The following is a 23125-nucleotide window of genomic DNA, read 5'->3' as shown; positions in this document are numbered from 1 at the left end:
TTTTTATGAGCTTGGGTTTAATGAGTTGCGTTATAAAAGTTGAGAATAGGGCCAACCAAAGACTGTTGAGATTTATCTAAGGTCACTTGAATCTCTTTATAGTTAAACGTGTCTTCGTCGTAATATTTCGCAATGCCATGTGTTTTATTATTGAGTTGGGGAATTTGATAACTAAAAAAAGCTATTTTTTTAGAGGGATGAACAATATTGATCAGTTTTTTAGGGTCTTTATATCCACCAAACTCATTTTCAATACTTTCTTTTAACAGTTCAGGAAAGTAGAGCGTTGCATTTGGCAATCCACATCCAACACAAAATGAAGAGTCATAAAGTTCTATTGCTTGTTTTTGATCTGGACTCATTATTAGAGCAAAACCACTACCGTTGGCACCTGCATTTGCTTGCACATCTTGCCAATTTCTAGGTACAAGCACTAACCCTGTTTCAGGTAGTGCAAGAAGCTTAAGCTGCTTGGCATGTTGAGCATCAAGCTTAAAATTAAAGCGGCAATTTTTTAGTGTGCATTTTTCAAAATCTTTAAGCAAACCATCATCTGTTGGGCTCAGCGCAGTAACACCATAAAATGGCACGGTAATACCATTTAAAAATTTTGCTTCTCCGAGAGCGTAGAACTGATTATCTGCTTTGCGGGTTGCAGCAGAGCTATAAAACTTTGGGAAATAGGGAGTAAAGCTTTTTACTTCGGCATGTGTAATTGAAGCTGTACTCACTAACGCGACACATAGTAAAAAATATAGTTTTTTCATTTTTAAAAAGTAATCATTTAAATTTTCTATCAACCTAGCATATTCTTTTAAACTAGACGGTAACCCAAAATTTTATACTGTTTTTAACTTAATAATAAAAACAGATCTATAGAGACATGAAAAAATGAAAAAAATGCTTTCAATCTGCTGTTTAGCAGTAATGAGTTCTTATAGTTTTGCTCAAGACATAAAAGGCATTTCATTTTCACATCAAGAGTGGGAAATCTCTTGCAGTAATACGGGAGCATGTAAGGCCGCAGGGTATCAAAATGAAGAAAATGGTGATAATCCAGCGTCGCTGCTATTAGTGCGTAAAGCGGGTCCAAAGCAACCTGTACAGGCTGAATTTGCTTTATCAGACTATGAGCAAAGCTTGCCTGCAAGTCAGCTTAAAAATATCCACTTTTATGTGAATGGCAAAGATTTAGGCACTGTCATTGTGGATGGTGTCGAGCTGCCATTAATGGGGAAACTGAATAACTCACAGGTCAACGCTTTACTCCAGCAGTCAAAGCAGAAAACTGAAATTATATTTAGAAATGCGCAGCATGAATGGACGATTTCCGATGCAGGAATGACTGCTGTATTGCTAAAAATGGATGATTTTCAGAAGCGTATCGGAACTGTTGGTGCTTTGGTCAAAAAAGGGCCTGCTAATGAATCAAAAGTATTGGCAGCCCAACCCAAATTAATTGTAAAGCATGTCAAAACAGCGGCTAAGCCATATTTGACGTTGCAACCAAAAAGTAAGTCGTATCAATCTGTTTATCATAGTTTAATGTCAGCTCAAACGAACCCAAAAGAAGAAGGATTTTGTGAAGGAATCTATGGTAGTAGTGATGGAGCTGAATTACAAAAAATCGAGTTGTATAAACTGACCAATAAGAAAGTTCTGGCGACCACTCTATGTTGGAGAGGTGCCTATAACGAAGGGCATGGTGCTTGGGTACTTGATGAGTCTTTGACTGGTAAAGCAACATTTGTAACTGAGACAGCATCGGATTTTGATAGTGGCATTATTAGCAGTGCTCAAAAGGGAAGAGGTGTTGGAGATTGCTGGGCGAGTGAGGAATGGGTGTGGGATGGTCAAAAGTTTGTACATACGAAAGATATGTGGACAGGCATGTGCAAAGGCTTGGCAGCAGGGGGCGTGTGGGAGCTTGATAAAATTGAGTCTATTATCAAATAGCTGAGTGGTCGACTAAAAATATTTTTAGGAAAAGAATAAATGATTAAAAGGAAAATAGAGATAGCTTTCTTAGTCGTAGCTGCAATGTTTACTTGTTTTACTAATCCTACTTTTGCTGCAACTTTAGATATTTTAGAGTTTAAAAAAGATCAATTGCCCCAAACTGAACAGAAACAACTATGTGAGCAAATAAGAGATTTATGTCTGCAAGGCGTGCAATGGCGTAGCCTAAAAACTCCAGACCAGAATTTATGGATATTATCGAGTCGTAATGATATCGCACAGTTTAAACCTACATCTACGGGTTTTAAATTGGTCAGGAAATGGAATATTGTGACAATAGCAAGCGAAGATGATCTTCATAAACAATATATATTTCCCAAGCTTTTTCCACTCACTCAACAGCGTTATGCAATTGCAATAATTGATCAGTTTTCTGAGATGTATTCAGGAGGTGGTGCAAATATTGAACGGGCTAGCTTTTATGAGTTACAGGAATCAGGCAATGAACGTCCCTTTATTAAAAATTATCCATTTAGTTTTAGTCGGATGATCAGAGCCTGTTTTTCTGAGCAAGATTATGAAAGTTCCAAAGGAAACTGTCATGATGAGGATTCTTTAAGTCTGGATATTCGTCCAATCAAACCGTTATTGTGGCAATTCCGCTATCGTTATAGTTTAGATGTATCACCAGCCTCAGATTCAGGTGAGAAATCATATAAGGGCAGTAGAAACTTAAATATTGACTTAAATAAAGCACCAGAACAACCGAGCATTCCTGAAACATGGAATTATGCTGGAATGGGTTAAGGATTAAATCAGTTGATAAATTTGAAGAAGTAGACGATTTACAGAGTCATAACAGGTAACTCCACTCGCTCTGTGATACAAAGAACAGATTGTTTATTGGAGCTAGACCTATGTCACGTCATGTTTATGCGATTGCCCGCCGTAAGTTTTCACATTTGAGCCGTTCAGTTTGTATGGCTGTTGCTGTACTGGGTACAACACAAATTGCGATGGCTGGCCCAACGGTCGATCAGCTCAGTGACTGTTTAGTTAAGGCCACAACCACTTCAGATAAGACCACTGTACTTCAATGGACATTTACGGCTTTAGCTGCCCATCCAGACTTAAAAGCATTTAGTAATGTAACACCCGAGCAAAAAGATCAGTTAGATCAAAAACTGGCACAGGTTTTACAGCGGGTGATTGTAGAGCAGTGTTCTGCCCAAACCAAAGCTGTGATTCAAGCAGAAGGTGTTAAGGCTGTTGGAGAGGCTTTTCAGCAGTTAGGTCAAAGTGCTGGCGAAGATATTGTTAAAGACCCCGCAGTTAAACAGCAGTTGCAGGGTACATTACGCTATATCGATTTAAATAAATTAGTGACAACGTTTTTAACACCAGAGATTTGGAATAAGTTGGGGATGTTAAGAGGGAAGTAATTTGAAGTTGTCCTCTATGAGTCCTTTAAATAGAGAAAATTAAAAAATAGCAGTGCGTATACCTTGTATAAGTAATGCTGTTTGTTAAAATTTGCATCAAATTTTAGTTCATTCTTATAAACCTATGAAAAAAATACTGATTATTCTTTTAGCTACGCTGCTTGCAGGGTGCACTGCTGGTGTTGTGAACCAATCAAAAAAACTAATAGGCCATAAATTATATCAAGATTCAACAGCGAATTTAGCAAGTAATATTCGTATACAACAAGGTCAAAATTTCAGTGTGAGATTATATCCAAATGGATGTATGACCTCGATGCAACCCAAGTTTTTGATGTCACCAGAAGTTGAAAGTATTGGCGCATTAGGTGGTGACATTCGCTACAAACCTAAAACGTTAAATATGCCTTATCCACCTAAAAACGAACAATTTGCTGAATTTAAAATACCAGCAGAACGTTTTATTGCTTTAAGTGCATATAAAAGTTATCACACAGGTGCAGAATTACGTGGTTGTAGTGTAGATGCCATTTATAAGTTTGCTTCAAACAAGAACTATGAACTACTTGATCATAAAGGTGGTGCTCAATGTTCCTTGGAGGTTCAAGAAATTTTGTCTAATGGTGAAAGAATTGAGCTTAAACCATTAAAGTATTTACGTAATATAAATGAGTGGGCTGGGTGCGATGCGCAGCTTGAAGGGCTCAACTAGGAATATGTTCACTGAATATAGAATAAAATTTGTCTGTACAAGATCAAGCTATCTTGTACAGATTTCATTTGATGCTTTACTTCTCTAAATACTAATCGTCGCACCTAAAACTTTCACAAACTGAGCTAACCAGGCAGGATGTGCAGGCCAAGCTGGTGCAGTCACCAAATGTCCATCTGTAACAGCTTCGGTCACGGCAATATCTGCGTATTGCCCACCTGCTAATTTTACTTCGGCAGCACATGCAGGGTAAGCAGAACACAAGCGGTCTTTTAGTACGTCTGCCGCAGCAAGTAACTGAGCGCCATGACATACCGCTGCAATTGGTTTTTTCACTCTATCGAACTCACGCACAATTTCGATAACACGTTCATTCATGCGTAAATATTCTGGTGCACGACCACCCGGAATGACTAAGCCTACATAGTCTTCAGTATTAACTGCATTAAAATCATAGTTAATGGCAAAATTGTGACCGCGTTTTTCGCTATAGGTTTGGTCACCTTCAAAGTCATGAATAGCAGTAGCAATATGGTCGCCGTTTTTTTTATTTGGGCAAACAGCATGCACGGTATAACCTAAACCAGTTAAAAACTGAAAAGGAACCATAGTTTCATAGTCTTCAGCGTAGTCACCGACCAACATTAAAATCTTTTTAGACATGATTTATCTCTCTTTTTAAAATATAAGTTATCTAAATTCTTAATTTAAATTAGCACAGTCCCTGTGTCATTTTTTAGAAAAAGTGCATTCTTTAGTCGAAGGATATTTCATAAGTGATGTAAAAAAGCCCCGATAAATCGAGACTTTTTAATTTTATCAGGTCTGTTTTTTATAACTCGCAAGCTTTACCTTCATATTCATAACGGTTGACGATGTACTCTTTACCATTCCATCGATAAATAGCAAAACAGAAGCCTGGCCCCCCATTTTCAATATCAAGCCAACCATCTTTGCCTTTAGTTTTCAAAAAGGTGGGTATGCCAGAGTTACTAAATAGTTGTTTCCATTTACCATTTTTTTGTTGTGAAATAATATGGTAGCCAACGCCAGTATTCCCATAGCACATACTGCTACTATCTTGAATAACGGCATCATTACGGCCATCACCATTTAAATCGTTATAAATGATAATTTCACCCTGATTGCAATTTCCTGCCCAGCCATTTTTTGTTTTTTTGAAATTTGCAGCTTTAAAAATAGATGCTACTTCATTCTTTGGAACTGGAACAGTTTGAGCAAAAAGTGTCGAGTTTATTAATAATAAAGAAGTCGTAATAAGTAATTTATTTATCATGGGGAACCTATCAGCATGGTTTTAGCTTAAAAATTATTTTGGATTGATTGCATTTTTAAATAGATAAAAACCCGCTCTAAAGCGGGTTTTTCTAAAAATTGAATTAGCTTAACCAATCAATTTTTTCATTAATTCATTGACTTGAGCAGGGTTGGCTTTACCCTTAGATGCTTTCATGACTTGACCTACAAGACCGTTAAAGGCTTTTTCCTTACCAGACTTGTATTCTTCAACCATTTTTTCATTGGCTGCAAGTACTTCTTTAATGATTGCTTCAATTGCACCAGTGTCAGTTTCTTGCTTTAAGCCTTTTTCCGCAATAATGTCATCGGCAGATTTACCTTCCGATTCCCACATAAAGCCAAAGACTTGTTTTGCAATCTTACCGCTAATGGTGTTGTCAATAATACGTGCAATCATGCCACCAAGCTGTTCAGCAGAAACAGGAGAGTCTGCCAAATCTAGATTTGCTTTGTTTAACGCGCCTGAGAATTCGCCCATTACCCAGTTTGCAGATACTTTACCTTGTGCAGCACCGCCCGCAGCAGCCACAACAGCCTCATAGAAGTCCGCCATTTCGCGTGAGAGCGTAAGTACATGTGCATCGTACTCAGTTACACCAAAGTCTGCCATAAAGCGTGCGCGGCGTGCAGCAGGTAGCTCTGGAAGCGCAGCACGAGCAGCTTCAATTTGCTCATCTGCAATAATTACTGGTAACAAGTCTGGATCTGGGAAGTAACGGTAGTCATTCGCTTCTTCTTTAGAACGCATTGAACGCGTTTCCATTTTGTTTGGATCGAACAAACGTGTTTCTTGGTCGATGCTTCCGCCGTATTCCAAAATTTCCATTTGGCGTTCAATTTCAACATTGATCGCTTGCTCGATGAAACGGAATGAGTTGAGGTTTTTCAACTCACAGCGTGTACCAAATGGCTGTCCCGGACGACGTAAAGACACGTTACAGTCTGCACGGAATGAACCTTCAGCCATGTTACCGTCGGAAATACCTAACCAACGCACAAGTGTGTGAATTGATTTGATATATGCTACAGCTTCTTCAACTGAACGCATATCTGGTTCAGACACGATTTCAAGCAAGGGTGTACCAGCACGGTTTAAGTCAATGCCAGACATGCCTTCAAATTGGTCGTGTACAGATTTACCCGCATCTTCTTCAAGGTGAGCACGAGTTACACCAATACGTTTAGTCGTGCCATCTTCAAGTTGAATGTCGATGTGGCCTAAGCCAACAATCGGATTGTCCATCTGGCTAATTTGGTAGCCTTTTGGCGAGTCTGGGTAGAAGTAGTTTTTACGTGCAAATACAGAAGCTTGGTCGATGTATGCATCGATACCTAAACCAAAGCGAATTGCAAGATCAACCACTTTTTCATTGAGAACAGGTAAAACACCCGGCATTGCCAAGTCTACAAGGCTCGCTTGCGTGTTTGGGTCTTGACCAAATTCAGTCGATGAACCAGAGAAAATTTTAGAATTGGTTGCAAGCTGAGTGTGAATCTCGATACCAATAACGACTTCCCAACCGTCAATCAATTTCAACTTTTGAGCTTCAGCCATTATGCATTCTCCTCAGCAATTGCCGCACGTTTGGTATGCCAGTCAGTGTTTTGTTGGTATTGATGAACAATCGACAACAGTTGTGATTCTGACCAGTAGTTGCCAATCAATTGTAAGCCGACAGGCAAGCTGTCTTTATCAAAACCAACTGGAGCATTAATCGCTGGTAAGCCTGCTAAGTTCACTGCAAGTGTATAGATATCGCCTAAATACATTTCAGTTGGACTTAAATTTGCACCAATTTTATAAGCAGTTGTTGGTGCAGAAGGAGCAGCAATCACGTCTACATTTTCAAATGCTTTTAAGAAGTCTTGTTGAATTAAACGACGTACTTTTTGAGCTTTTACATAGTAAGCATCGTAATAACCCGCAGAAAGCGCATAGGTACCAATTAAGATACGACGTTGTACTTCTGGACCAAAACCTTCTGAACGTGAACGCTTGTAAAGATCCATCAGGTCGGCTGGGTTTTCACAACGGTAGCCATAGCGAACACCATCGTAACGAGACAAGTTAGAAGACGCTTCTGCTGGTGCGATGAGGTAATACGTTGGTACATAAGCTTCAGTCATATTGAGATCAATCTCAACAAGAGTTGCGCCCATTTCTTCAAGCTTTTTCAAAGACTCTTCAACGCGTGCTTTTACGTCTGCATCTAAGCCTGCAACGTTAAAGTACTGTTTAGGAATACCAATACGTAAGCCTTTTACAGATGTGCCATTTAAATTTGCAACGTAGTCATCAACTTCTTTTTTAACCGAAGTTGAGTCTTTCGCATCATGACCTGCAATTACATTCATCAGGTAAGCACAGTCTTCAGCAGAACGTGCCATTGGACCTGCTTGGTCAAGTGATGATGCATAGGCAATAATACCGAAACGAGACACACGACCATATGTTGGTTTTAAGCCTGTTAAGCCACAGAAAGAGGCAGGTTGGCGAATTGAACCACCAGTGTCCGTACCTGTAGCAAATGGCGCAAGATCAGCCGCTACAGCCGCAGCAGAACCACCTGATGAACCACCAGGAACGTGGTCAAGCGCCCATGGGTTGCTGGTTGCACCAACATATGAGCTTTCTGAAGTTGAACCCATGGCAAACTCGTCCATGTTCACTTTACCTAAAGTGACCAGACCAGCTGCTTTAGTTTTTTCCACAACAGTTGCATCGTAAGGAGAGATGAAGTTATCAAGAATTTTTGAACCAGCAGTCGTTTTAATGCCTTTGGTACAAAAAATATCTTTATGAGCAAGAGGAATACCCGTTAAAGCAGTTGCATTGCCTGCTTTTAATGCGGCATCAGCAGCGTCTGCTTCAGCGAGCGCCTGTTCAGGTGTAACCGTCACATAGCTTTTAACTTGTGAATCGAGTTTCGCAATACGTTGCAAATAATGTTCAGTCAGTTCGCGAGATGAAAACTTCGCTTGGCTTAAGCCCTCAGCAAGTTCACGAATTGATAAGCGATGTAAATCAGTCATGATTAAAATTTCTTTACATTCAAAATAGGGAAGATGGGTTAATTGAGTGAAAGTTATTCAATCACGCGAGGAACAAGATACAAACCATCTTGAGTTGCTGGTGCAACTGCTTGGTACTCATCTCGATGATTGCTTTCAGTTACCACATCAGCACGTAAAGGTTGAGGATTATCAAAAGGACTTTTTAAAGGTTCTACGCCTTCAGTATCAATGCCTTTTAAGGTTTCCATCATGCCTAAAATTTTATTTAGACTTTGAGCATATTCAGCAGATTGCGTATCATTGAGCGACAATCGAGCAAGATTGGCGATTGCTGAAACTGTTTGTGCATTTAAATCTGCTGAATGCTGTGCATCCGATGTAGACATAACATCACCTAATCAGTATTAAAAATTTTCAAAATATCGTGCGTTATAATAAGCGATTGACTTGTTCAAATCATCACATTTAGTTTAAAGTTGCCACCTTGCATCCACATGAAAGTTTAACTGAGAACGAACCGTGATTCTAAAACGACTAATTGGCTTGTTTTCGCCGGATCTAGCCATTGATTTAGGTACAGCAAATACACTTATTTATGCACCAGGCCGCGGCATTATATTAAATGAACCAACAGTTGTGGCAATTCGTCACAGTGGTTCACAAAAAATTGTTGCTGCAGTAGGGCTGGACGCGAAACAAATGTTAGGCCGTACACCTGCGAATATTTCTGCAATTCGTCCAATGAAAGACGGTGTAATTGCGGATTTTGAAGTGACTGAAACCATGTTAAATCAGTTTATTGGTAAAGTTCACGAAAAACGTTTGTTCCCACCTGCACCTCGTGTGGTTGTATGTGTACCATGTAAATCAACTTTGGTCGAGCGTCGTGCGATTCGTGAAGCAGTATTTAATGCTGGTGCACGTGATGTTCGTTTGATTGAAGAGCCTATGGCTGCTGCAATTGGCGCAGGTATGCCAGTTGAACAAGCGTGTGGTTCTATGGTTGTGGATGTTGGTGGTGGTACAACAGAAATTGCAATTATTTCATTGCAAGGTTGTGTCTATGCTGACTCTTTACGCATCGGTGGTGATGTTTTTGATGAGCAAATCATCAATTATGTTCGTAAAGCTCATGGTTGCGTGATTGGTGAAACCACAGCAGAAATTATTAAAAAAGAAGTAGGTATGGCTGTTTCTGATGGCACAACATTAGAAATCGAAGTACGTGGCCGTAACCTTGCAGAAGGTGTACCTCGTGCGATTACTGTAACTTCTGACGAAATTACTCAAGCAATCTCTGATCCGTTACAAAACATTGTAAGCGCAGTAAAATCAGCACTTGAGCAAACTCCTCCAGAGCTTTCTTCTGATATCGCCGAGCGTGGTATTGTGTTGACAGGTGGTGGTGCGTTACTTCGTAACCTCGATAAATTGTTAGCTCAAGAAACTGGTTTACCAGTTGTGGTTGCTGAAGATCCTCTTACTTGTGTTACCCGTGGTGGTGGTAAAGTATTGGAGTTCTTTGACAATCCGAACCATGACATGCTTTTTGTTGGTTAAGTTTAAGGATTAGGCGGTGCAACCGAATATTTTTTCAAGACAGCCGCCATCTTTCCGCTCGTTTATTATTGCGGTCATTACATGCTTGGTTGTGCTATTTTTTGATTGGCGCATGCCGTATGTGATTCAGCCAGCAAGGGATGTCTTGTACGCTGCATATAACCCAATTTATGCATTGGCCAGTTATCCAGTACTGTCGAGAGAATGGCTGAATCAGCAAACAAAATCTGAAGCACAACTGCGTCGTGAAAATACTGCGATGCAGGCTGAACTTTTACAAGCTCAAGTCCGTTTACAGAAGCTTTCTGAACTATCTGCTGAAAATACCCGTTTGCGAGGTCTCCTTGATACTCCATTAATTATTGATGGACGTATGGAGATTGCAGAAGTGATCGGGACAGATGCAGATCCATTGCGTCATATCATCATTGTTAACCGTGGCTCTATGGACCATTTAAAGGTCGGTCAAACTGTTCTGGATGATAAGGGGATTATGGGGCAGATCATTAATGTATATCCTCATAGCTCACGTGTAATGTTGTTATCAGATAAAGAACATTCACTTTCGGTACGTCTTGAACGCACTGGAATGCGGGCAATTGTTTCTGGTACAGGTGATTTGGGTCGTTTGAAAATGGAATATGTGCCGACTAGTGCGAATATTCAAGTGGGCGATAAAGTGTTTAGCTCAGGTTTGGGTGAACATTTCCCAGCAGGGTACGCAGTAGGTACGGTTGCCAAAATCAAACGTCATAACTCAGGTGAGTTTGCGGAAATTGATGTAACACCAGCAGCGCAATTAGCAACAGGACACCATGTAGTTGTACTTTTTTCGGATTCATTAGCAAAGGAGCAGCCATATGCCAATCGCTAAACTGAAACGAGAAAAGCGCAAAGATCCATTATGGGGGATTATTATCTCCGTTATCGTGGGTTCTGTGCTCATGGTTTACCCGCTGTCCTACGATATTTCAGGTTGGCGCCCATTATTCATGTTGATGATTATGCTGTTTTGGGTGGTATGTCAGCCAACGTGGTGTGGGGTCTGGTTTGCATTTGGAATGGGGATTTTTACAGACTTATTGCTTGATGCGCCTTTGGGCCTCAATGCCCTAAGTTTTGTAATTATGACTTTTCTTACCCGTTTTTTAATTCGTGAACGCCGTATCTTAACCTTTGGTAATTTATGGACGATTGCAACTCTGGTCATTATTGCTCATTTAGCGTTTATGTGGGTAACCCAGACCATGGGGGGAATTCATTTTTCGATTGCTAGGCACTGGCAACCATTAATGACAAGTATCATCACTTGGCCAATCGTCTATTATTGTTTGGCAAAATGGCGAATATAGTTTTAGCATCTAGCTCTCCTCGTCGGAAGGAGTTGTTACAACAACTGGGTTTGGATTTTGAAATCTATAGCCCTGATATTGACGAATCTGTTCATGAGAATGAACTCGTTCATCAGTATGTTGAACGTTTAGCTAGAGAAAAAGCGCAAGCTGTATTAAAACTTTTTCCAGAAGCAATTGTTATTGCTGCCGATACAAGTCTAGGGCTGGATGGCCAAATAATTGGTAAGCCTGAATCGAAAAGCCATGCTTTTGAAATATGGAAACAATTATCTGGGCGTTGGCATGACGTGTTTTCTGGAATATGTGTTGCTACTCAACAACAAATGTTGAGTCAGGTTGTACAGACACAAGTTGAGTTCCAACATCTGACTACGCAAGATATGGAAGATTATTGGACCACAGGAGAGCCTGTTGGGAAGGCCGGTGGATATGCAATTCAAGGGATTGCTTCTCAATATATTCCCCAAATTCAAGGAAGTTATAGTAATGTGGTAGGACTTCCTTTATACGAATTTGCACAGTTATTAAAAAGAGTAAAGACATAAGGGGTTGTTATCATTCTTAATTGAATAGCATTGTCGATGAACACTAGACAAAGTTAAAGTTAACAGCTTCTCTGACTCTTTAATAAAAATTTTATAATGCTTTGAGTTTATGTATGTCAGAAGAATTACTTATTAATGTCACGCCTATGGAGTGTCGGGTGGCATTAATCGAAAATGGAACTGTTAATGAGCTGTATGTCGAGCGTACAGTCAAGCGCGGTCTAGTCGGCAATATTTACAAGGGTAAAGTCGTGCGAGTGCTTCCGGGCATGCAAGCAGCTTTTGTTGATATCGGTTTATCCCGAACAGCCTTTTTACATATCAATGATATGGTTTGGCCTCGTTCACAGCCCACCCCAAACGTTTTTGAACTCTTACATCCCGGTCAAACCCTGACCGTTCAAGTCATGAAAGATATGTTAGGAACGAAAGGGGCACGTCTGAGTACAGATCTTTCAATTCCTTCTCGTTATCTGGTTCTCATGCCATATGGTAACCATATTGGTGTATCGCAGCGTATTGAGTCCGAAGAAGAGCGAGATCGACTACGTAATATTATCGAAAGTATTCAATCTGAACATAATCTGCCGGGTAGCGTGATTGTACGTACAGCTGCCGAAGGTGTGGATGAGGCAGAAATTGCACGGGATATGTGCTATCTGAGTAAATTATGGGAATACATCCAACGTAAGCAGATTGATGTTGCAGTTCCTTCCTTAATTTTTGAAGAGCTTCCATTACCTCAGCGTATTATTCGAGATTTAGCAAGCGAAGAGACTGCAAAGATTTATGTCGATTCGAGAGAAATTCATGCCAAGCTTCTTGAGTTTGTTGAAGAATTTGTTCCGAATATGCAAAGTCGACTCATTCATTATCCGGGTGAGCGACCGCTATTTGATCTCTATAACGTTGAAGAAGATATCCAGAAAGCCCTTCAAACACGCGTTGCTTTGAAATCGGGTGGTTATCTGATGATTGACCAGACTGAAGCCATGACGACAATTGACGTTAATACTGGCTCATATGTTGGCGGTCGTAGTCTTGAAGACACCGTTTTTAAAACCAATATGGAAGCGACTCAAGTCATTGCACGTCAACTTAGACTGCGTAATTTGGGTGGTATTCTCATTATTGATTTTATTGACATGCAAGAGGCAACTCACCGTGAAGAGGTGATGCGTCAGTTTGAAAAAATGCTTGAGCGTGATCACGCCAAGACCAAAATCACTCAGGTATCAGAACTTGGTCTGGTCGAAATGACGCGTAAACGAACACGGGAATCGTTAGAACATTTGTTGTGTGAGTCGTGTCCAACGTGCCAAGGACGTGGTTTTGTCAAAACAGCAGAGACAGTGTGTTACGAAATATTTCGTGAGATATTACGATATACCCGCGCATTTGAGTCAACGAGTGGCTTTACTGTTGTTGCTCACCCTTCTGTGATTGACCGATTATTAACAGCAGAAGCACCCGCAGTGGCTGATTTAGAGCATTTTATTAACCGTGTCATTAAATTTCAGGTCGAAAATTTATATACGCAAGAGCAATACGATATCATTTTAAGTTAAAGTTGTAACAAGATATCGCTTAATCCTTGTTACAACTGAAATTTTACTTTCATTCATGAATTTTAAATACTACTTACATACAGTAGCCCTAGACGTTCTCCCTATTTAACGTCTTAGCAAACAATAAGAGGTATAACCCATGAATGTAAGTGAAAACTTAATTAGCAACGGTCTTAAACATGTTTTAGAAAGCACGCCAGTAAATAGCTGCTATATGTTGAATGACCAAGGTAAAGAAGTACCGATCACAACTGCAATGATTCGTTCAGTATGTCATCAGTTGCTTAACCAGTGCCGCACAATCAAAAAATAAGGGGCCAATTCAAAGCCCCTTAACTTTTCTAACTTGCTGAATGATGTTTCAGTTGTTTCTCTGCAATAATTTCTTCAAAACGTTGAATCTCATCTTCTAAATGAGTCAAAAGGTTTTGCATTTTTGGTAAAGCATTTCGACAAGCTGTTAATCCCACTTCAAGCTTATCTAAATAACTGGTCATGGTAATATTTAAAGCTTGTCCATCCATGACAATTGAAGCAGGGTAGAGAGCATCTAATTTCGCGCCATTCCAATAAAGTGGTTCACGTGGCCCTGGTACATTGGAAATCACTAAATTGAACGCCTGACGCTTAGGAAGCATTCCTGACATGATGTTTAATCCTGCTGGACCATAAACAACCGCGCTATAGTTTAAAATTTCATTAGCAGTCATACGGCTAAAGCGTTGCTTTGAGTTTTGCATGCTGCGACGAATAATTTCTAGACGTTCTAACGGTTGGTCTTTATGAGTCCCTAAATTTGCCAGAATCATAGTAATCCGGTTACTCATATCAGAATCATCTGTGCGCAATGAAGCTGGAACCATGGCAATGAGTGGCTTTTTAGGTAAGCTATTTTGACTAATCAAATATTCACGTAAAGCACCAGAACATACTGCTAGTACAACATCGTTAATCGTTACACCTAATGCTTTTGAAATTTTTCTAAGGCGGCTCAATTCAAAGGATTGGGCAGCAAAACGACGTGAAGCACTTACTCTTTGGTTCAAAATCGAAACTGGCGCCTGAAAGGTAGAAACATAATCAGGATTTTTGCCCATTTCTTTAAATATAGTCTGAGATAACTCTTGCATGACTTTAGGAGCTATATCAAGTTGAGATTTAATGCCTCCTAAAATACTCTTAATTTTACTTGTACTTGGAGTAGGCACTTTTAGGCGTTTAGTTCTTTTGCTCTCAACACACCATAAAGGAACTACGTGTTTCTCTTCTGGTGTCTTTGAAAGTGATTTCTCGATCAAACGCATACCCGCAACGCCATCAACCATTGCATGATGGATTTTAAAATACATGGCAAAACGGTTGCCTTCGATTCCTTCAATAATGTCACAGGTCCAAAGCGGCTTGGCACGGTCAATTAATGAGCTGTGTTGTTGTGAGATATAAACCAGAAGTTCACGGATGCGCCCAGGATGAGGCAAAGCAATGTGGCGAAAGTGATGATCGATATCGAACTCTTCATCCTCATCCCAAAATAGACCATTTAAACGGTTATTGAAGGGAGGAATAGGAATGCTTTTTGAGCGTTTAATATCTACTACTAAATCATGTACAAAGGTTTCAGGTGCATTTTCAGGAATTTCAAATAAAAATAATCCACCGACATGCATGGGTTGCTGTCTTTTTTCAAGTGACAGAAAAATGAAATCAATTGGGTGTAATGGACGCATAAATCATTGTGCCTCATGCATTTTTCTAAGAAGCCCTTATCTGAGCTCTTATTAGAATTATAGAACCGTAAAATTAAGTATATAGCGTTTAGAGTAGAGAAAATATGACTTTGTGTACGGAACATGACATAAAAAAAACCACTGATTTGCCAGTGGTTTTTTGATATCAAATTACTTTTTCATGTTGCCTGCATGTAATCCGCACTCTTTTTGAGTCGCTTCTTCCCACCACCAGCGTCCTTCACGCTCATGTTGATTTGGTAATACAGCTCGTGTACATGGTTCACAGCCAATAGAAACAAAACCACGTTCGTGTAGAGGGTTATATGGAATTTCCATCATACGGATGTAACTCCATACTTCGGCACTTGTCCAATTCGCTAGAGGATTATATTTAATAAGTTGCTTATCTGGACCAGAGAAGCCAGCATCAGCTTGTACTACTGGAATTTCTGTACGTGTACCAGGACTTTGGTCTTTACGTTGGCCAGTAATCCAGCCATCTAAAGTTGCAAGTTTTTTACGTAAAGGCTGAACTTTTCGGATACCACAACATTCCTGATGGCCATCCGTAAAAAAGCTGAATAACCCTTTTTCATTTACCATGTTTTGAACAGCTTCAGATTCAGGAAAGCAGATTTCGATATTAATATTGTAGTGTTTACGGACAGTTTCAATAAATTGATACGTTTCAGCATGTAGTCGGCCCGTGTCGAGACTAAAGACACGAAAAGGCTTACCCAAACGTGAAGCAATATCAATTAAGACAACGTCTTCTGCTCCCGAAAAAGAAATCGCAATTTCACCTTGTTGGCTTAAGGCAAGTTCTAAAATTTCCCGAGGGCTTTTGGTTGCATATTCAGCAGCAAGAGCATCTACGATATCAATAGTCGGAATAACGGTCATGTGTGTTCCTGGCAAAAGGCTTGGGCGCATTGAGTTATGAAAAATATTCTAAAGGATAGTTGATAAACTGCTTAGCACTTTAATTTCGATCCTTATGAATAAAATTGATTTGATCAATAACAACGCAAAACTGAAAATCTTAATGGTATGATACAGCAATTTTTAACCAACGTTGGAAGCATTCATGGAAATCGTATGCCTAGATCTTGAAGGGGTTTTAGTTCCTGAAATCTGGATCAATTTCGCTAAAAAAACAGGGATTAAAGAACTCGAGGCTACAACTCGTGATATTCCGGATTATGATGTTTTAATGACTCAGCGTCTTAATATTTTAAAACAACACGGTCTAGGCTTAAATGATATTCAAGAAGTCATTGCTGAGATGGGGCCTTTACCAGGTGCAAAAGAATTTGTTGAATGGGTGAGTACTCATTTTCAGCTAGTGATTCTGTCAGATACTTTTTATGAGTTTGCGCATCCTTTAATGAAGCAATTGGGTTGGCCAACAATTTTCTGTCATAAGCTAGAGACAGATGAAGAAGGAATGATTACAGCTTATAAGCTACGTCAACCAGATCAAAAACGTGAGTCTGTTAAGGCACTACATGGCTTAAATTTTCGTGTAATCGCTGCTGGTGATTCATATAACGATACAACGATGCTAGGCGAAGCTGACCATGGTTTCTTGTTTGATGCACCTGCAAACGTAATTGCTGAATTTCCACAGTTTCCAGCTATCCACGGATATGATGCCTTAAAAGAAGCAATCCGTTCAGTTTCAAAGCGTAGCATTCCAGCGTAAGAAATAAATAATAAAAAAGGCGCTTAAAGCGCCTTTTTTATATGAATAGTTTTGAAACTTAGAATTTATAACCAAGTTTTAAACCGTAAGCGATTGCATTGTTGTCAGAGAACTCTGCAAGATATTGGTCACTACCAGCTTGTGCACCAGTTTGAGCCTTAGCATCGCCTAACCAGAAGTATTTTACGCCACCAGCAATAAAGGTTTGTGGAGTAGGGCTATATTGAAGACCTAAACCTACGTTCCAGTAACCTTCAGTTGGGCCTAGAGTTGTGATTGGGTCACCAGCACCAGAGTCCCAACCTACAGAAACGTTACCCGCCCATTTGTCGTTAAGTTTTCGACCAACACCTGTAGTCACTGTCCATTGGTCATCTGCATAGCTAACTAAATCGAAACCATTTGGACGGTTAACAATAGGTAGTTGCCCTACAACTTTTGATAGTTGCCCAAATTTGTATGGTTGAACAGAGAAATCTTTCCAGTTCACCCAACGTATGTTAGCAAAGGCAACAGTGTCAGCCATGATTCCTGTTTGAAAATCAAAGTTAACTGATTGAGGTGTGGTAATTGTGGTATCTGCTGAGCTATTTTTAATTGCATCGGCAGCTGCACCTTGCCCTAATAATGAAAGAGCGGGAAGAGTAGGCAAGTTTTCACGGATATTTACATCATGGTCAACTTCAGAACGATACGTTAAAGAGGCTTTTAATGCAATTTCTGGAATTTGATAAGCAAAACCTGCTAACCAACCCACACCCCCAGTTTCTTTAATATCTGCATCATAGCCATTATAAATACTATAAGCTTGTCCACGAAGACTGATGTTCCCCTTAATTGTCTGGTATACACCACCAGCATAAAGATTCCAGTTTTTATTTGGTTGGAAACCAAATACCATTGCTAGGTTCTGGGTATCAACTTCAACTTTTGTGCCACCCTTGCCAAGCAAACCATTAATGTTATTTATTCCAGCATCTACTGTTTTTGTGACACCTTCTGTGATTTTTTGCATCGCTGCAGTATTCGCTTGAATAGCTGCTTTTGCTTGATCAATATTAGCCCCAGGTAGAGCGCCAGAATCTAGCAGCTTTTGTGCTGCATCTGTAACTTGAGTGTTAATTCCGTTTGTAATAGTTTGCTGGCGAATAACTGCTAAAGCAGCCGGAGCTAGAATTGTATTAGAAGAGTCTGAAACGAATACATTTTGACCCTTATATTCTGCATCTGCACCAAATGGTTGATCATAAAGTAAACCAAATGAGAATTTATCGTTGATTTGTAGTTTTAATGCTGCATTAGGGAAATAATAATCCTCACCCATATCAGCAATATCACGGCGAGTTGCGCTTGATCCTGCTTCTTTACCCGATACATCTGGGTCTAGAGCAGTGATACCAGCTTCAAAGTAGTTTCCTGGCTGCAAAAATGCAGACATTGATTGTCCAGAGCGATCCAATGCTGCTGCAAAAACCCCAGTTGCAGGCAGCGTTGCTAAAATCATTGCAGTGCTCAGATGTTTTAATTTCATTTTAATCTTTCCTTGAACTTCAAGACATTTTTTTAAAAGTAACAGAGTTAAACCGTTTAAACTGTGTTGCCTTCAAAGCCTTTAATTACAACTTATAAAAGCTTTGATAACTCCATGTAACAAAAATAGCATAATTACAATAAGAGTAAATCTGTTATATGAACTGAACAGTACTCATTTTTTATACAAATAAGGTCAATAATGGATGAAATATGAAGGAATATTTTCATTGGTAAATTATTTTAATTAATTGATATTTATATTTTTAATCTATTAGTAAAGTGGTTTGTTTTAGTGACATTTTTATCGCAAATCTAAGAAAAATGGTCAAAGATTTTTTTGTAAAAATATGAGTTAAGTGATTATGGAATGAGTATTAGTTGTCATTTTTACTTGATAAGTCTAGTTTCTCTACATCTGTATATTATTGATTCAGTTTTATATTCTAAATTTTTAGGAAAAAATCTCCCTTTATTTTTTTACCATTTGATCTATTTTTTAGGCGATTTAATTTTACATTTGAGCGTCTGTAATTTAAAGAATAACCGAAAATAAAAACTAACTTTCGGTTGTCCTATTTTTTAGATTTAAAACATACCACTAGAGGGGATACAGTCTGTCATCAAACTCTTCAAGTTTTGTAAACTTTAATGGTTCTAGTTGGTCCAGGTGAGTGAGATAAGTTACATAGTCTTCGAGGAGAGTTTCTCTGGCTTCTTGGCTAATATAAGGTACATGGTAGGCAGTGAATGGCGGTAGAACTTCAAAACCAGCATATGCCAAAGTACCGCGTTGGATTGGGGATAGATAATGTTCGATTGGACCGTGAATAGCGTTTTCCCCAAACATGTGTGTTCTACCACCGAGTGTTAAACACAACATAGCTTTTTTACCAGTCATTCCGCCGTGGTTATAAAAGCGTTTTCCACCGTAAAAGAGCCCTGAAACAAATACACGATCAATCCAGCCTTTTAAAATTGCTGGTACAGAGGTCCAGTAAAGTGGGAAATTTAAAATGACTAAATCAGCTTTTTTTACCTTTTCAATTTCTACCTGAATATCCGGAGCTAGAAGTTGATTTTTACTGGCATTCCTTTGTTCTAGAGCATAGTTAAAATAGTCAGGCTGATTGAGCTCTAAAAAATCCTCTTTGGATGCAATGGGGTTAAATTGCATGGCATATAAGTCTGAAACCTCTACGCGATGTCCCAATTTTTCTAAGGTTTGCTTTGCTATACTTTTTAGAGCGGTGGTAAAAGATTGTGGTTCTGGATGGGCATGGACAATCAGGATATTCATAGGGGCACCTGTGTTTTTCAGAAATTGTACTGTTTAGTGCAATTAAGCGGATTTTGCTTTGAATGACTATGCCTGAATTTAAAAGCATGGCATAGTTCATGAACTGACAGTTTTTACCATTTCGCGCCATTTATTTTGCTCAATGGGTTACTCATGAATCCAGAATTACCCGGAACTTATATTAACTTAATCGTCGAGACTGTTAAGCGGTGGGGTGTCTCTTATGAGCAGCTTTTAGATGGAAGCGGCATAACAGTAGATCAATTAAAAAAACCATATTGGTATGTTGAGTTTAATACCTTAAATCAGCTCATTGAGCGGGCCATCGAGTTGTGCAAAGAGCCTGCATTAGCGGGGTATTTGGCTTTAGAAATGACTGCTTCATGTTATGGTTCAGTCGGAATGGCTGCCATAGTTTCTCCAAATTTAGGGGAAGCCTTGAAAATACTTGAACAGTTCATTGGGTCACGTTGCGAGGTTTTTAAACCAGAAGTAAAACAAGAAAATAATTATGCATATTGGTTCATTCATCAGCCTGTAAAGGAATTTCAGTTGAGTCCAAATGCCAATATTTTTTTATTGGTAGGCTTTGTTCAAATTGCAAAAAATTTAACAGGCTTATCCAATTTAGGGAAAGTTGAATTACAAATGCCAGAACCGACAGGTTTTGCCAAAATAAGTAGTCAACTGGCAGTCACTTGTTTATTTAATCAAAAACGCAACAGTTGGATATTTTCAAAAGACTATTTAGCGCAGCCTGTATTAACGGCAGACTCGATGTTGGCGCCTTTGCTAAACGCACAATGCAAGCGAGATATAGAAAAATTAAAGTTACACAGTGGTTGGAAAGGGCAAGTCAAACAAGTTGCTGAAAAATTACTTGTAAATGGCGAGATTGAGACATTAAAGATAGGGCAACTGGCTCAAGTCATGAATATTTCAGAACGAACTTTGCAACGATATTTAGCCATTGAAAATACAAGTTTTACCATCTTGGTTGACTCACTTAAAAAGCAACATGCCCAGAAACTTTTAGCTCAAAATAACATGTCGATTGAAAAAGTAGCTTTAACTTTAGGTTATGCCGAGACTTCTCATTTTACCCGTGCGTTTAAGCGTTGGATGGGAGTCACACCCAAGTTTTTTCAGACCCACAGCAAAATGGATGAACTGAGTTCACATTTGGGTTAGAGAGGCCACTGATTTAATTGCATGGCCTCTAAATCTGATTCGAGAGCTTTAAGCCGTTCGTTCTGGCTTAGATGAGAGTGATTCAATCACTTCAAAATAGCTAGGTGGTGCTGGGACATGTCCGCGGTCTCTCAATAGACGATGCATACGTGGTAGTTTGAAGTAGGGCACCGAAGCCATTAAATGGTGTTCCATGTGGTAATTGACATGAATAGGGGCCACAAAGCTTCTAGCAATCCAACCTGCACGTGTTGTACGGGTATTGGTTAAAGCGGTATTGCTCGTTTGCATTCCTGCATGTTCGGCCATTGAGCGAATTCTTAAAAATAATGGAAATGGAGTTAAATAAGCTAAAGGCCATAACCAATAAAACCGTTGTTGACCAAAAGCTTTTAAAACCGCATAGAGTGCTACATTGGTTGCAATGGCTCCACTACTGTTTTTTATAATACTTTTTGCATAATCAACAAGATGTTTATTGCTGCGGTCTAACCAGATCTGATCATTTGCAACAGTCCATTTCATTAAATCGAGATCCATTAACACTCGACCAAAGCTAAACTTTAATCCAGTCATACCTGTTAAGTCCCGTAAGAATTTACGGGCAAGAGATTTTTTGCTTACGGGAAAATCCGACACTAACGAAAGATCAGGATCATCTGGGGTAGAGGTTTTTGCATGATGGCGAACGTGATGTTGACGGTACTTGTGTAGATCATTCCAGATTGGGCGGGCGCATAGCCATTCGCCTACAAAGTCATTTATTTTTTTATTTTTAAATAAGCTTTTATGGGATGCATCATGCATCAGAATTGCTAGGCATAACTGGCGACCCGCCAATATAGCCAAGGCAAGCATACAAGCAAGTAATTTGCCCCAGCTAGGTAAGTAATCCCACATCATGATTAAGCTAGCAAATGTTCCTCCAATAACAGCCCACGTACTTGCAACAGCCCAAGCGCCGTATGCATCTGAAGGCTCTGTGAGTTCTTGTATTTCTTCTCTGCTAAATAGATCGGTAACACTCACCTGTGTATTCATTTTTATTCTCCCAAATCAGATTTTGGTATTCATATTTTATATTACCAATATAATCATAAAATTTTAAAAGTTGTAATATTTGTTTGTAAAAAAATAAATCGTTCTTTAATGTGTTAATTCATTTTCATAAAGTTTTTGCCACAGCTTTTGTCCAATCGAGTCTAGCTGTTGTACATTTTGAGCAAACTGATTGCGGGCATGTTCGTTAACAAAGGGAGAGGGTAGTAAAGGATCATTCATTAATAAAGTAATGGTTTCTCGCCCTAGTAACAATGCTTGAGCTGCAGCGTCATTGAGCGATAATTTTTCATATTTTAAAAGCCATTGCTGAATATCTTGGCTATAGTTTTTGTAGTTTAATTCGAGCTGTTGGGTATCCCATAAAGAAGCAATCAACTGAAGGCTTTTTGAATCAAACTGTTGAATAACACAAATTTTTGTTTCACTTTCAAGGCCTGCTAAAACAAGTTCTTCACATGTTTTTTCGAAACTATAGGCCAAATTGTCAGGTCGAATATAAATACCAGTTTCGAGTTCTTTAAAGCCAAATTGACGTAATGCTCGTTCTCTCTTTTTTAAAGCGGTGCGATCTATGCGACCTAATGTGCCTGTAAATACTGCAAGATAATGCTGTTGCCATTCTTTGGTTTGTTTAATGCCATTTTTGCGGTTCAAAATGATTTTTGCCCATTCTTTGGTTGATGGCGAAAGTTGATAAATACCGCGCTCGACACTTTCTATCATGCCTTCATTTAATAGCCGAGTCGTCGCAACTCGAATTCCATTTTCACTCATATTAAAGAGTTTGGCGGCAATTAATATCTGTTTGATGGTGAGTTGAGGATAGGCTGAGGAAAGAAACAAATCGATAATAAGATGGCGTGCATTAATTTTAGTATTTTTCATTCAGATAGAATTTTTGATATGAGCTGCATTTAATCACAATAATATCATGTTTTTTTAAGAGCTTTTTAAGATGATTTTGTAGAGTAAGAGGCGGCAAAAAAGTTTTATCTATAACAAGAGAAATTTTGGCAGTTCTTTACCAAGTTTTATCTTTTTACGATAGTTAACCCAAGTTTGTCATCATGATGTGATACATTATCGCACTTTAAATAAACTGCCTTTAACTAGGGGCAATAACCACAAACG

General features: G+C 39.1%; 24 protein-coding genes. 12 read left to right on the top strand and 12 right to left on the bottom strand.

Features of this window, described 5'->3' with window-relative positions:
- Window positions 1-17: 17 nt before the first annotated feature.
- Window positions 18-767, bottom strand: a complete 750-nt coding sequence (locus tag ASF86_RS15270) for a DUF4850 domain-containing protein (protein WP_056483353.1) — start codon at window positions 765-767, stop codon at window positions 18-20.
- Between the two features lie 124 nt (window positions 768-891).
- Between ASF86_RS15270 and ASF86_RS15265 the strand changes: the two genes are divergently transcribed.
- From ASF86_RS15265 to ASF86_RS15245, 4 genes are all read left to right on the top strand, one after another.
- A complete protein-coding gene (locus ASF86_RS15265) occupies window positions 892-1956 on the top strand; it encodes a DUF1176 domain-containing protein (RefSeq protein WP_056483350.1) in 1065 nt (354 codons plus the stop codon).
- Window positions 1957-1995: 39 nt separating this feature from the next.
- Complete coding sequence (locus ASF86_RS15260; protein ID WP_056483341.1) at window positions 1996-2766, top strand: hypothetical protein; 771 nt, start codon at window positions 1996-1998, stop codon at window positions 2764-2766.
- A 110-nt stretch (window positions 2767-2876) separates the two neighbouring features.
- Entirely contained in the window at window positions 2877-3401 is a 525-nt protein-coding gene (locus tag ASF86_RS15255) for a hypothetical protein (RefSeq protein WP_056483336.1), read from the top strand.
- A 124-nt stretch (window positions 3402-3525) separates the two neighbouring features.
- The gene (locus tag ASF86_RS15245; protein WP_171252348.1) at window positions 3526-4113 is read left to right on the top strand and encodes a hypothetical protein; all 588 of its coding nucleotides are present in this window, start codon (window positions 3526-3528) and stop codon (window positions 4111-4113) included.
- A gap of 84 nt (window positions 4114-4197) precedes the next feature.
- Here ASF86_RS15245 and ASF86_RS15240 read toward each other — a convergent pair whose 3' ends face one another.
- From ASF86_RS15240 to gatC, 5 genes are all read right to left on the bottom strand, one after another.
- Complete coding sequence (locus ASF86_RS15240) at window positions 4198-4776, bottom strand: DJ-1/PfpI family protein (protein WP_056483333.1); 579 nt, start codon at window positions 4774-4776, stop codon at window positions 4198-4200.
- A 169-nt stretch (window positions 4777-4945) separates the two neighbouring features.
- Window positions 4946-5410, bottom strand: coding sequence for a hypothetical protein (locus ASF86_RS15235; RefSeq protein ID WP_056483330.1), 465 nt, complete (start codon window positions 5408-5410; stop codon window positions 4946-4948).
- 108 nt (window positions 5411-5518) lie between these two features.
- A complete protein-coding gene (gene gatB / locus ASF86_RS15230; RefSeq protein ID WP_056483329.1) occupies window positions 5519-6988 on the bottom strand; it encodes an Asp-tRNA(Asn)/Glu-tRNA(Gln) amidotransferase subunit GatB in 1470 nt (489 codons plus the stop codon).
- Window positions 6988-8466: an Asp-tRNA(Asn)/Glu-tRNA(Gln) amidotransferase subunit GatA gene (gene gatA, locus ASF86_RS15225; protein WP_017392508.1), complete on the bottom strand. Its 1479-nt coding sequence runs from the start codon at window positions 8464-8466 to the stop codon at window positions 6988-6990. The genes gatB and gatA overlap by 1 nt, the downstream gene beginning before the upstream one ends.
- A 53-nt stretch (window positions 8467-8519) precedes the next feature.
- A complete protein-coding gene (gene gatC, locus ASF86_RS15220) occupies window positions 8520-8834 on the bottom strand; it encodes an Asp-tRNA(Asn)/Glu-tRNA(Gln) amidotransferase subunit GatC (RefSeq protein WP_000107699.1) in 315 nt (104 codons plus the stop codon).
- Window positions 8835-8967: 133 nt separating this feature from the next.
- Between gatC and ASF86_RS15215 the strand changes: the two genes are divergently transcribed.
- The 6 genes from ASF86_RS15215 (at window position 8968) to ASF86_RS19400 (ending at window position 13789) form a co-directional block, all read left to right on the top strand.
- Window positions 8968-10008, top strand: a complete 1041-nt coding sequence (locus ASF86_RS15215) for a rod shape-determining protein (protein WP_004789315.1) — start codon at window positions 8968-8970, stop codon at window positions 10006-10008.
- Between the two features lie 16 nt (window positions 10009-10024).
- On the top strand, window positions 10025-10882 hold the full coding sequence (gene mreC / locus ASF86_RS15210) for a rod shape-determining protein MreC (RefSeq protein WP_004639055.1): 858 nt from the start codon (window positions 10025-10027) through the stop codon (window positions 10880-10882).
- A complete protein-coding gene (gene mreD / locus ASF86_RS15205; protein WP_003655328.1) occupies window positions 10869-11360 on the top strand; it encodes a rod shape-determining protein MreD in 492 nt (163 codons plus the stop codon). The genes mreC and mreD overlap by 14 nt, the downstream gene beginning before the upstream one ends.
- Window positions 11348-11908: a Maf-like protein gene (locus tag ASF86_RS15200; protein ID WP_005049963.1), complete on the top strand. Its 561-nt coding sequence runs from the start codon at window positions 11348-11350 to the stop codon at window positions 11906-11908. The genes mreD and ASF86_RS15200 overlap by 13 nt, the downstream gene beginning before the upstream one ends.
- A 113-nt stretch (window positions 11909-12021) precedes the next feature.
- The gene (gene rng, locus ASF86_RS15195; protein ID WP_004639058.1) at window positions 12022-13476 is read left to right on the top strand and encodes a ribonuclease G; all 1455 of its coding nucleotides are present in this window, start codon (window positions 12022-12024) and stop codon (window positions 13474-13476) included.
- 139 nt (window positions 13477-13615) lie between these two features.
- Complete coding sequence (locus ASF86_RS19400; RefSeq protein WP_002116397.1) at window positions 13616-13789, top strand: PA1571 family protein; 174 nt, start codon at window positions 13616-13618, stop codon at window positions 13787-13789.
- 28 nt (window positions 13790-13817) lie between these two features.
- Here the strand turns inward: ASF86_RS19400 and ASF86_RS15190 are convergent, their stop codons facing one another.
- Both ASF86_RS15190 and ASF86_RS15185 read right to left on the bottom strand, forming a co-directional pair.
- The gene (locus ASF86_RS15190) at window positions 13818-15203 is read right to left on the bottom strand and encodes a WS/DGAT/MGAT family O-acyltransferase (protein WP_056483328.1); all 1386 of its coding nucleotides are present in this window, start codon (window positions 15201-15203) and stop codon (window positions 13818-13820) included.
- Between the two features lie 171 nt (window positions 15204-15374).
- Window positions 15375-16109, bottom strand: coding sequence for a phosphoadenylyl-sulfate reductase (locus ASF86_RS15185; RefSeq protein ID WP_004639063.1), 735 nt, complete (start codon window positions 16107-16109; stop codon window positions 15375-15377).
- Window positions 16110-16293: 184 nt separating this feature from the next.
- Here ASF86_RS15185 and thrH point away from each other — a divergent pair, with 184 nt between their 5' ends.
- A complete protein-coding gene (gene thrH, locus ASF86_RS15180) occupies window positions 16294-16911 on the top strand; it encodes a bifunctional phosphoserine phosphatase/homoserine phosphotransferase ThrH (RefSeq protein ID WP_003655338.1) in 618 nt (205 codons plus the stop codon).
- A gap of 58 nt (window positions 16912-16969) precedes the next feature.
- Here the strand turns inward: thrH and ASF86_RS15175 are convergent, their stop codons facing one another.
- Together ASF86_RS15175 and ASF86_RS15170 are read right to left on the bottom strand one after the other, a co-directional pair.
- Window positions 16970-18442: an outer membrane protein transport protein gene (locus tag ASF86_RS15175; protein ID WP_056483325.1), complete on the bottom strand. Its 1473-nt coding sequence runs from the start codon at window positions 18440-18442 to the stop codon at window positions 16970-16972.
- Between the two features lie 600 nt (window positions 18443-19042).
- Window positions 19043-19741 (bottom strand): NAD(P)H-dependent oxidoreductase, encoded by a 699-nt coding sequence (locus tag ASF86_RS15170; RefSeq protein WP_056483321.1) that lies wholly within the window; start codon window positions 19739-19741, stop codon window positions 19043-19045.
- Window positions 19742-19894: 153 nt separating this feature from the next.
- Between ASF86_RS15170 and ASF86_RS15165 the strand changes: the two genes are divergently transcribed.
- The gene (locus ASF86_RS15165; protein WP_056483319.1) at window positions 19895-20932 is read left to right on the top strand and encodes an AraC family transcriptional regulator; all 1038 of its coding nucleotides are present in this window, start codon (window positions 19895-19897) and stop codon (window positions 20930-20932) included.
- A 48-nt stretch (window positions 20933-20980) separates the two neighbouring features.
- Here ASF86_RS15165 and ASF86_RS15160 read toward each other — a convergent pair whose 3' ends face one another.
- A complete protein-coding gene (locus tag ASF86_RS15160) occupies window positions 20981-21973 on the bottom strand; it encodes a fatty acid desaturase family protein (protein ID WP_005036393.1) in 993 nt (330 codons plus the stop codon).
- Window positions 21974-22078: 105 nt separating this feature from the next.
- Complete coding sequence (locus ASF86_RS15155) at window positions 22079-22879, bottom strand: PaaX family transcriptional regulator C-terminal domain-containing protein (protein WP_056483318.1); 801 nt, start codon at window positions 22877-22879, stop codon at window positions 22079-22081.
- Window positions 22880-23125: the final 246 nt, after the last annotated feature.

Origin of the sequence: Acinetobacter sp. Leaf130 (assembly GCF_001423205.1) — a bacterium.
GTDB lineage: Bacteria > Pseudomonadota > Gammaproteobacteria > Pseudomonadales > Moraxellaceae > Acinetobacter > Acinetobacter calcoaceticus.
The sequence above is the reverse complement of the archived record's forward strand: the minus strand, read 5'-3'. Positions and strand labels throughout refer to the sequence as shown.

Coding starts and splice junctions, on each gene's coding strand:
- ASF86_RS15270 (WP_056483353.1), bottom strand. CDS start 767: ATGAAAAAACTATATTTTTTACTATGTGTCGCGTTAGTGAGTACAGCT.
- ASF86_RS15265 (WP_056483350.1), top strand. CDS start 892: ATGAAAAAAATGCTTTCAATCTGCTGTTTAGCAGTAATGAGTTCTTAT.
- ASF86_RS15260 (WP_056483341.1), top strand. CDS start 1,996: ATGATTAAAAGGAAAATAGAGATAGCTTTCTTAGTCGTAGCTGCAATG.
- ASF86_RS15255 (WP_056483336.1), top strand. CDS start 2,877: ATGTCACGTCATGTTTATGCGATTGCCCGCCGTAAGTTTTCACATTTG.
- ASF86_RS15245 (WP_171252348.1), top strand. CDS start 3,526: ATGAAAAAAATACTGATTATTCTTTTAGCTACGCTGCTTGCAGGGTGC.
- ASF86_RS15240 (WP_056483333.1), bottom strand. CDS start 4,776: ATGTCTAAAAAGATTTTAATGTTGGTCGGTGACTACGCTGAAGACTAT.
- ASF86_RS15235 (WP_056483330.1), bottom strand. CDS start 5,410: ATGATAAATAAATTACTTATTACGACTTCTTTATTATTAATAAACTCG.
- gatB (WP_056483329.1), bottom strand. CDS start 6,988: ATGGCTGAAGCTCAAAAGTTGAAATTGATTGACGGTTGGGAAGTCGTT.
- gatA (WP_017392508.1), bottom strand. CDS start 8,466: ATGACTGATTTACATCGCTTATCAATTCGTGAACTTGCTGAGGGCTTA.
- gatC (WP_000107699.1), bottom strand. CDS start 8,834: ATGTCTACATCGGATGCACAGCATTCAGCAGATTTAAATGCACAAACA.
- mreD (WP_003655328.1), top strand. CDS start 10,869: ATGCCAATCGCTAAACTGAAACGAGAAAAGCGCAAAGATCCATTATGG.
- ASF86_RS15200 (WP_005049963.1), top strand. CDS start 11,348: ATGGCGAATATAGTTTTAGCATCTAGCTCTCCTCGTCGGAAGGAGTTG.
- rng (WP_004639058.1), top strand. CDS start 12,022: ATGTCAGAAGAATTACTTATTAATGTCACGCCTATGGAGTGTCGGGTG.
- ASF86_RS19400 (WP_002116397.1), top strand. CDS start 13,616: ATGAATGTAAGTGAAAACTTAATTAGCAACGGTCTTAAACATGTTTTA.
- ASF86_RS15190 (WP_056483328.1), bottom strand. CDS start 15,203: ATGCGTCCATTACACCCAATTGATTTCATTTTTCTGTCACTTGAAAAA.
- ASF86_RS15185 (WP_004639063.1), bottom strand. CDS start 16,109: ATGACCGTTATTCCGACTATTGATATCGTAGATGCTCTTGCTGCTGAA.
- thrH (WP_003655338.1), top strand. CDS start 16,294: ATGGAAATCGTATGCCTAGATCTTGAAGGGGTTTTAGTTCCTGAAATC.
- ASF86_RS15175 (WP_056483325.1), bottom strand. CDS start 18,442: ATGAAATTAAAACATCTGAGCACTGCAATGATTTTAGCAACGCTGCCT.
- ASF86_RS15170 (WP_056483321.1), bottom strand. CDS start 19,741: ATGAATATCCTGATTGTCCATGCCCATCCAGAACCACAATCTTTTACC.
- ASF86_RS15165 (WP_056483319.1), top strand. CDS start 19,895: ATGAATCCAGAATTACCCGGAACTTATATTAACTTAATCGTCGAGACT.
- ASF86_RS15160 (WP_005036393.1), bottom strand. CDS start 21,973: ATGAATACACAGGTGAGTGTTACCGATCTATTTAGCAGAGAAGAAATA.
- ASF86_RS15155 (WP_056483318.1), bottom strand. CDS start 22,879: ATGAAAAATACTAAAATTAATGCACGCCATCTTATTATCGATTTGTTT.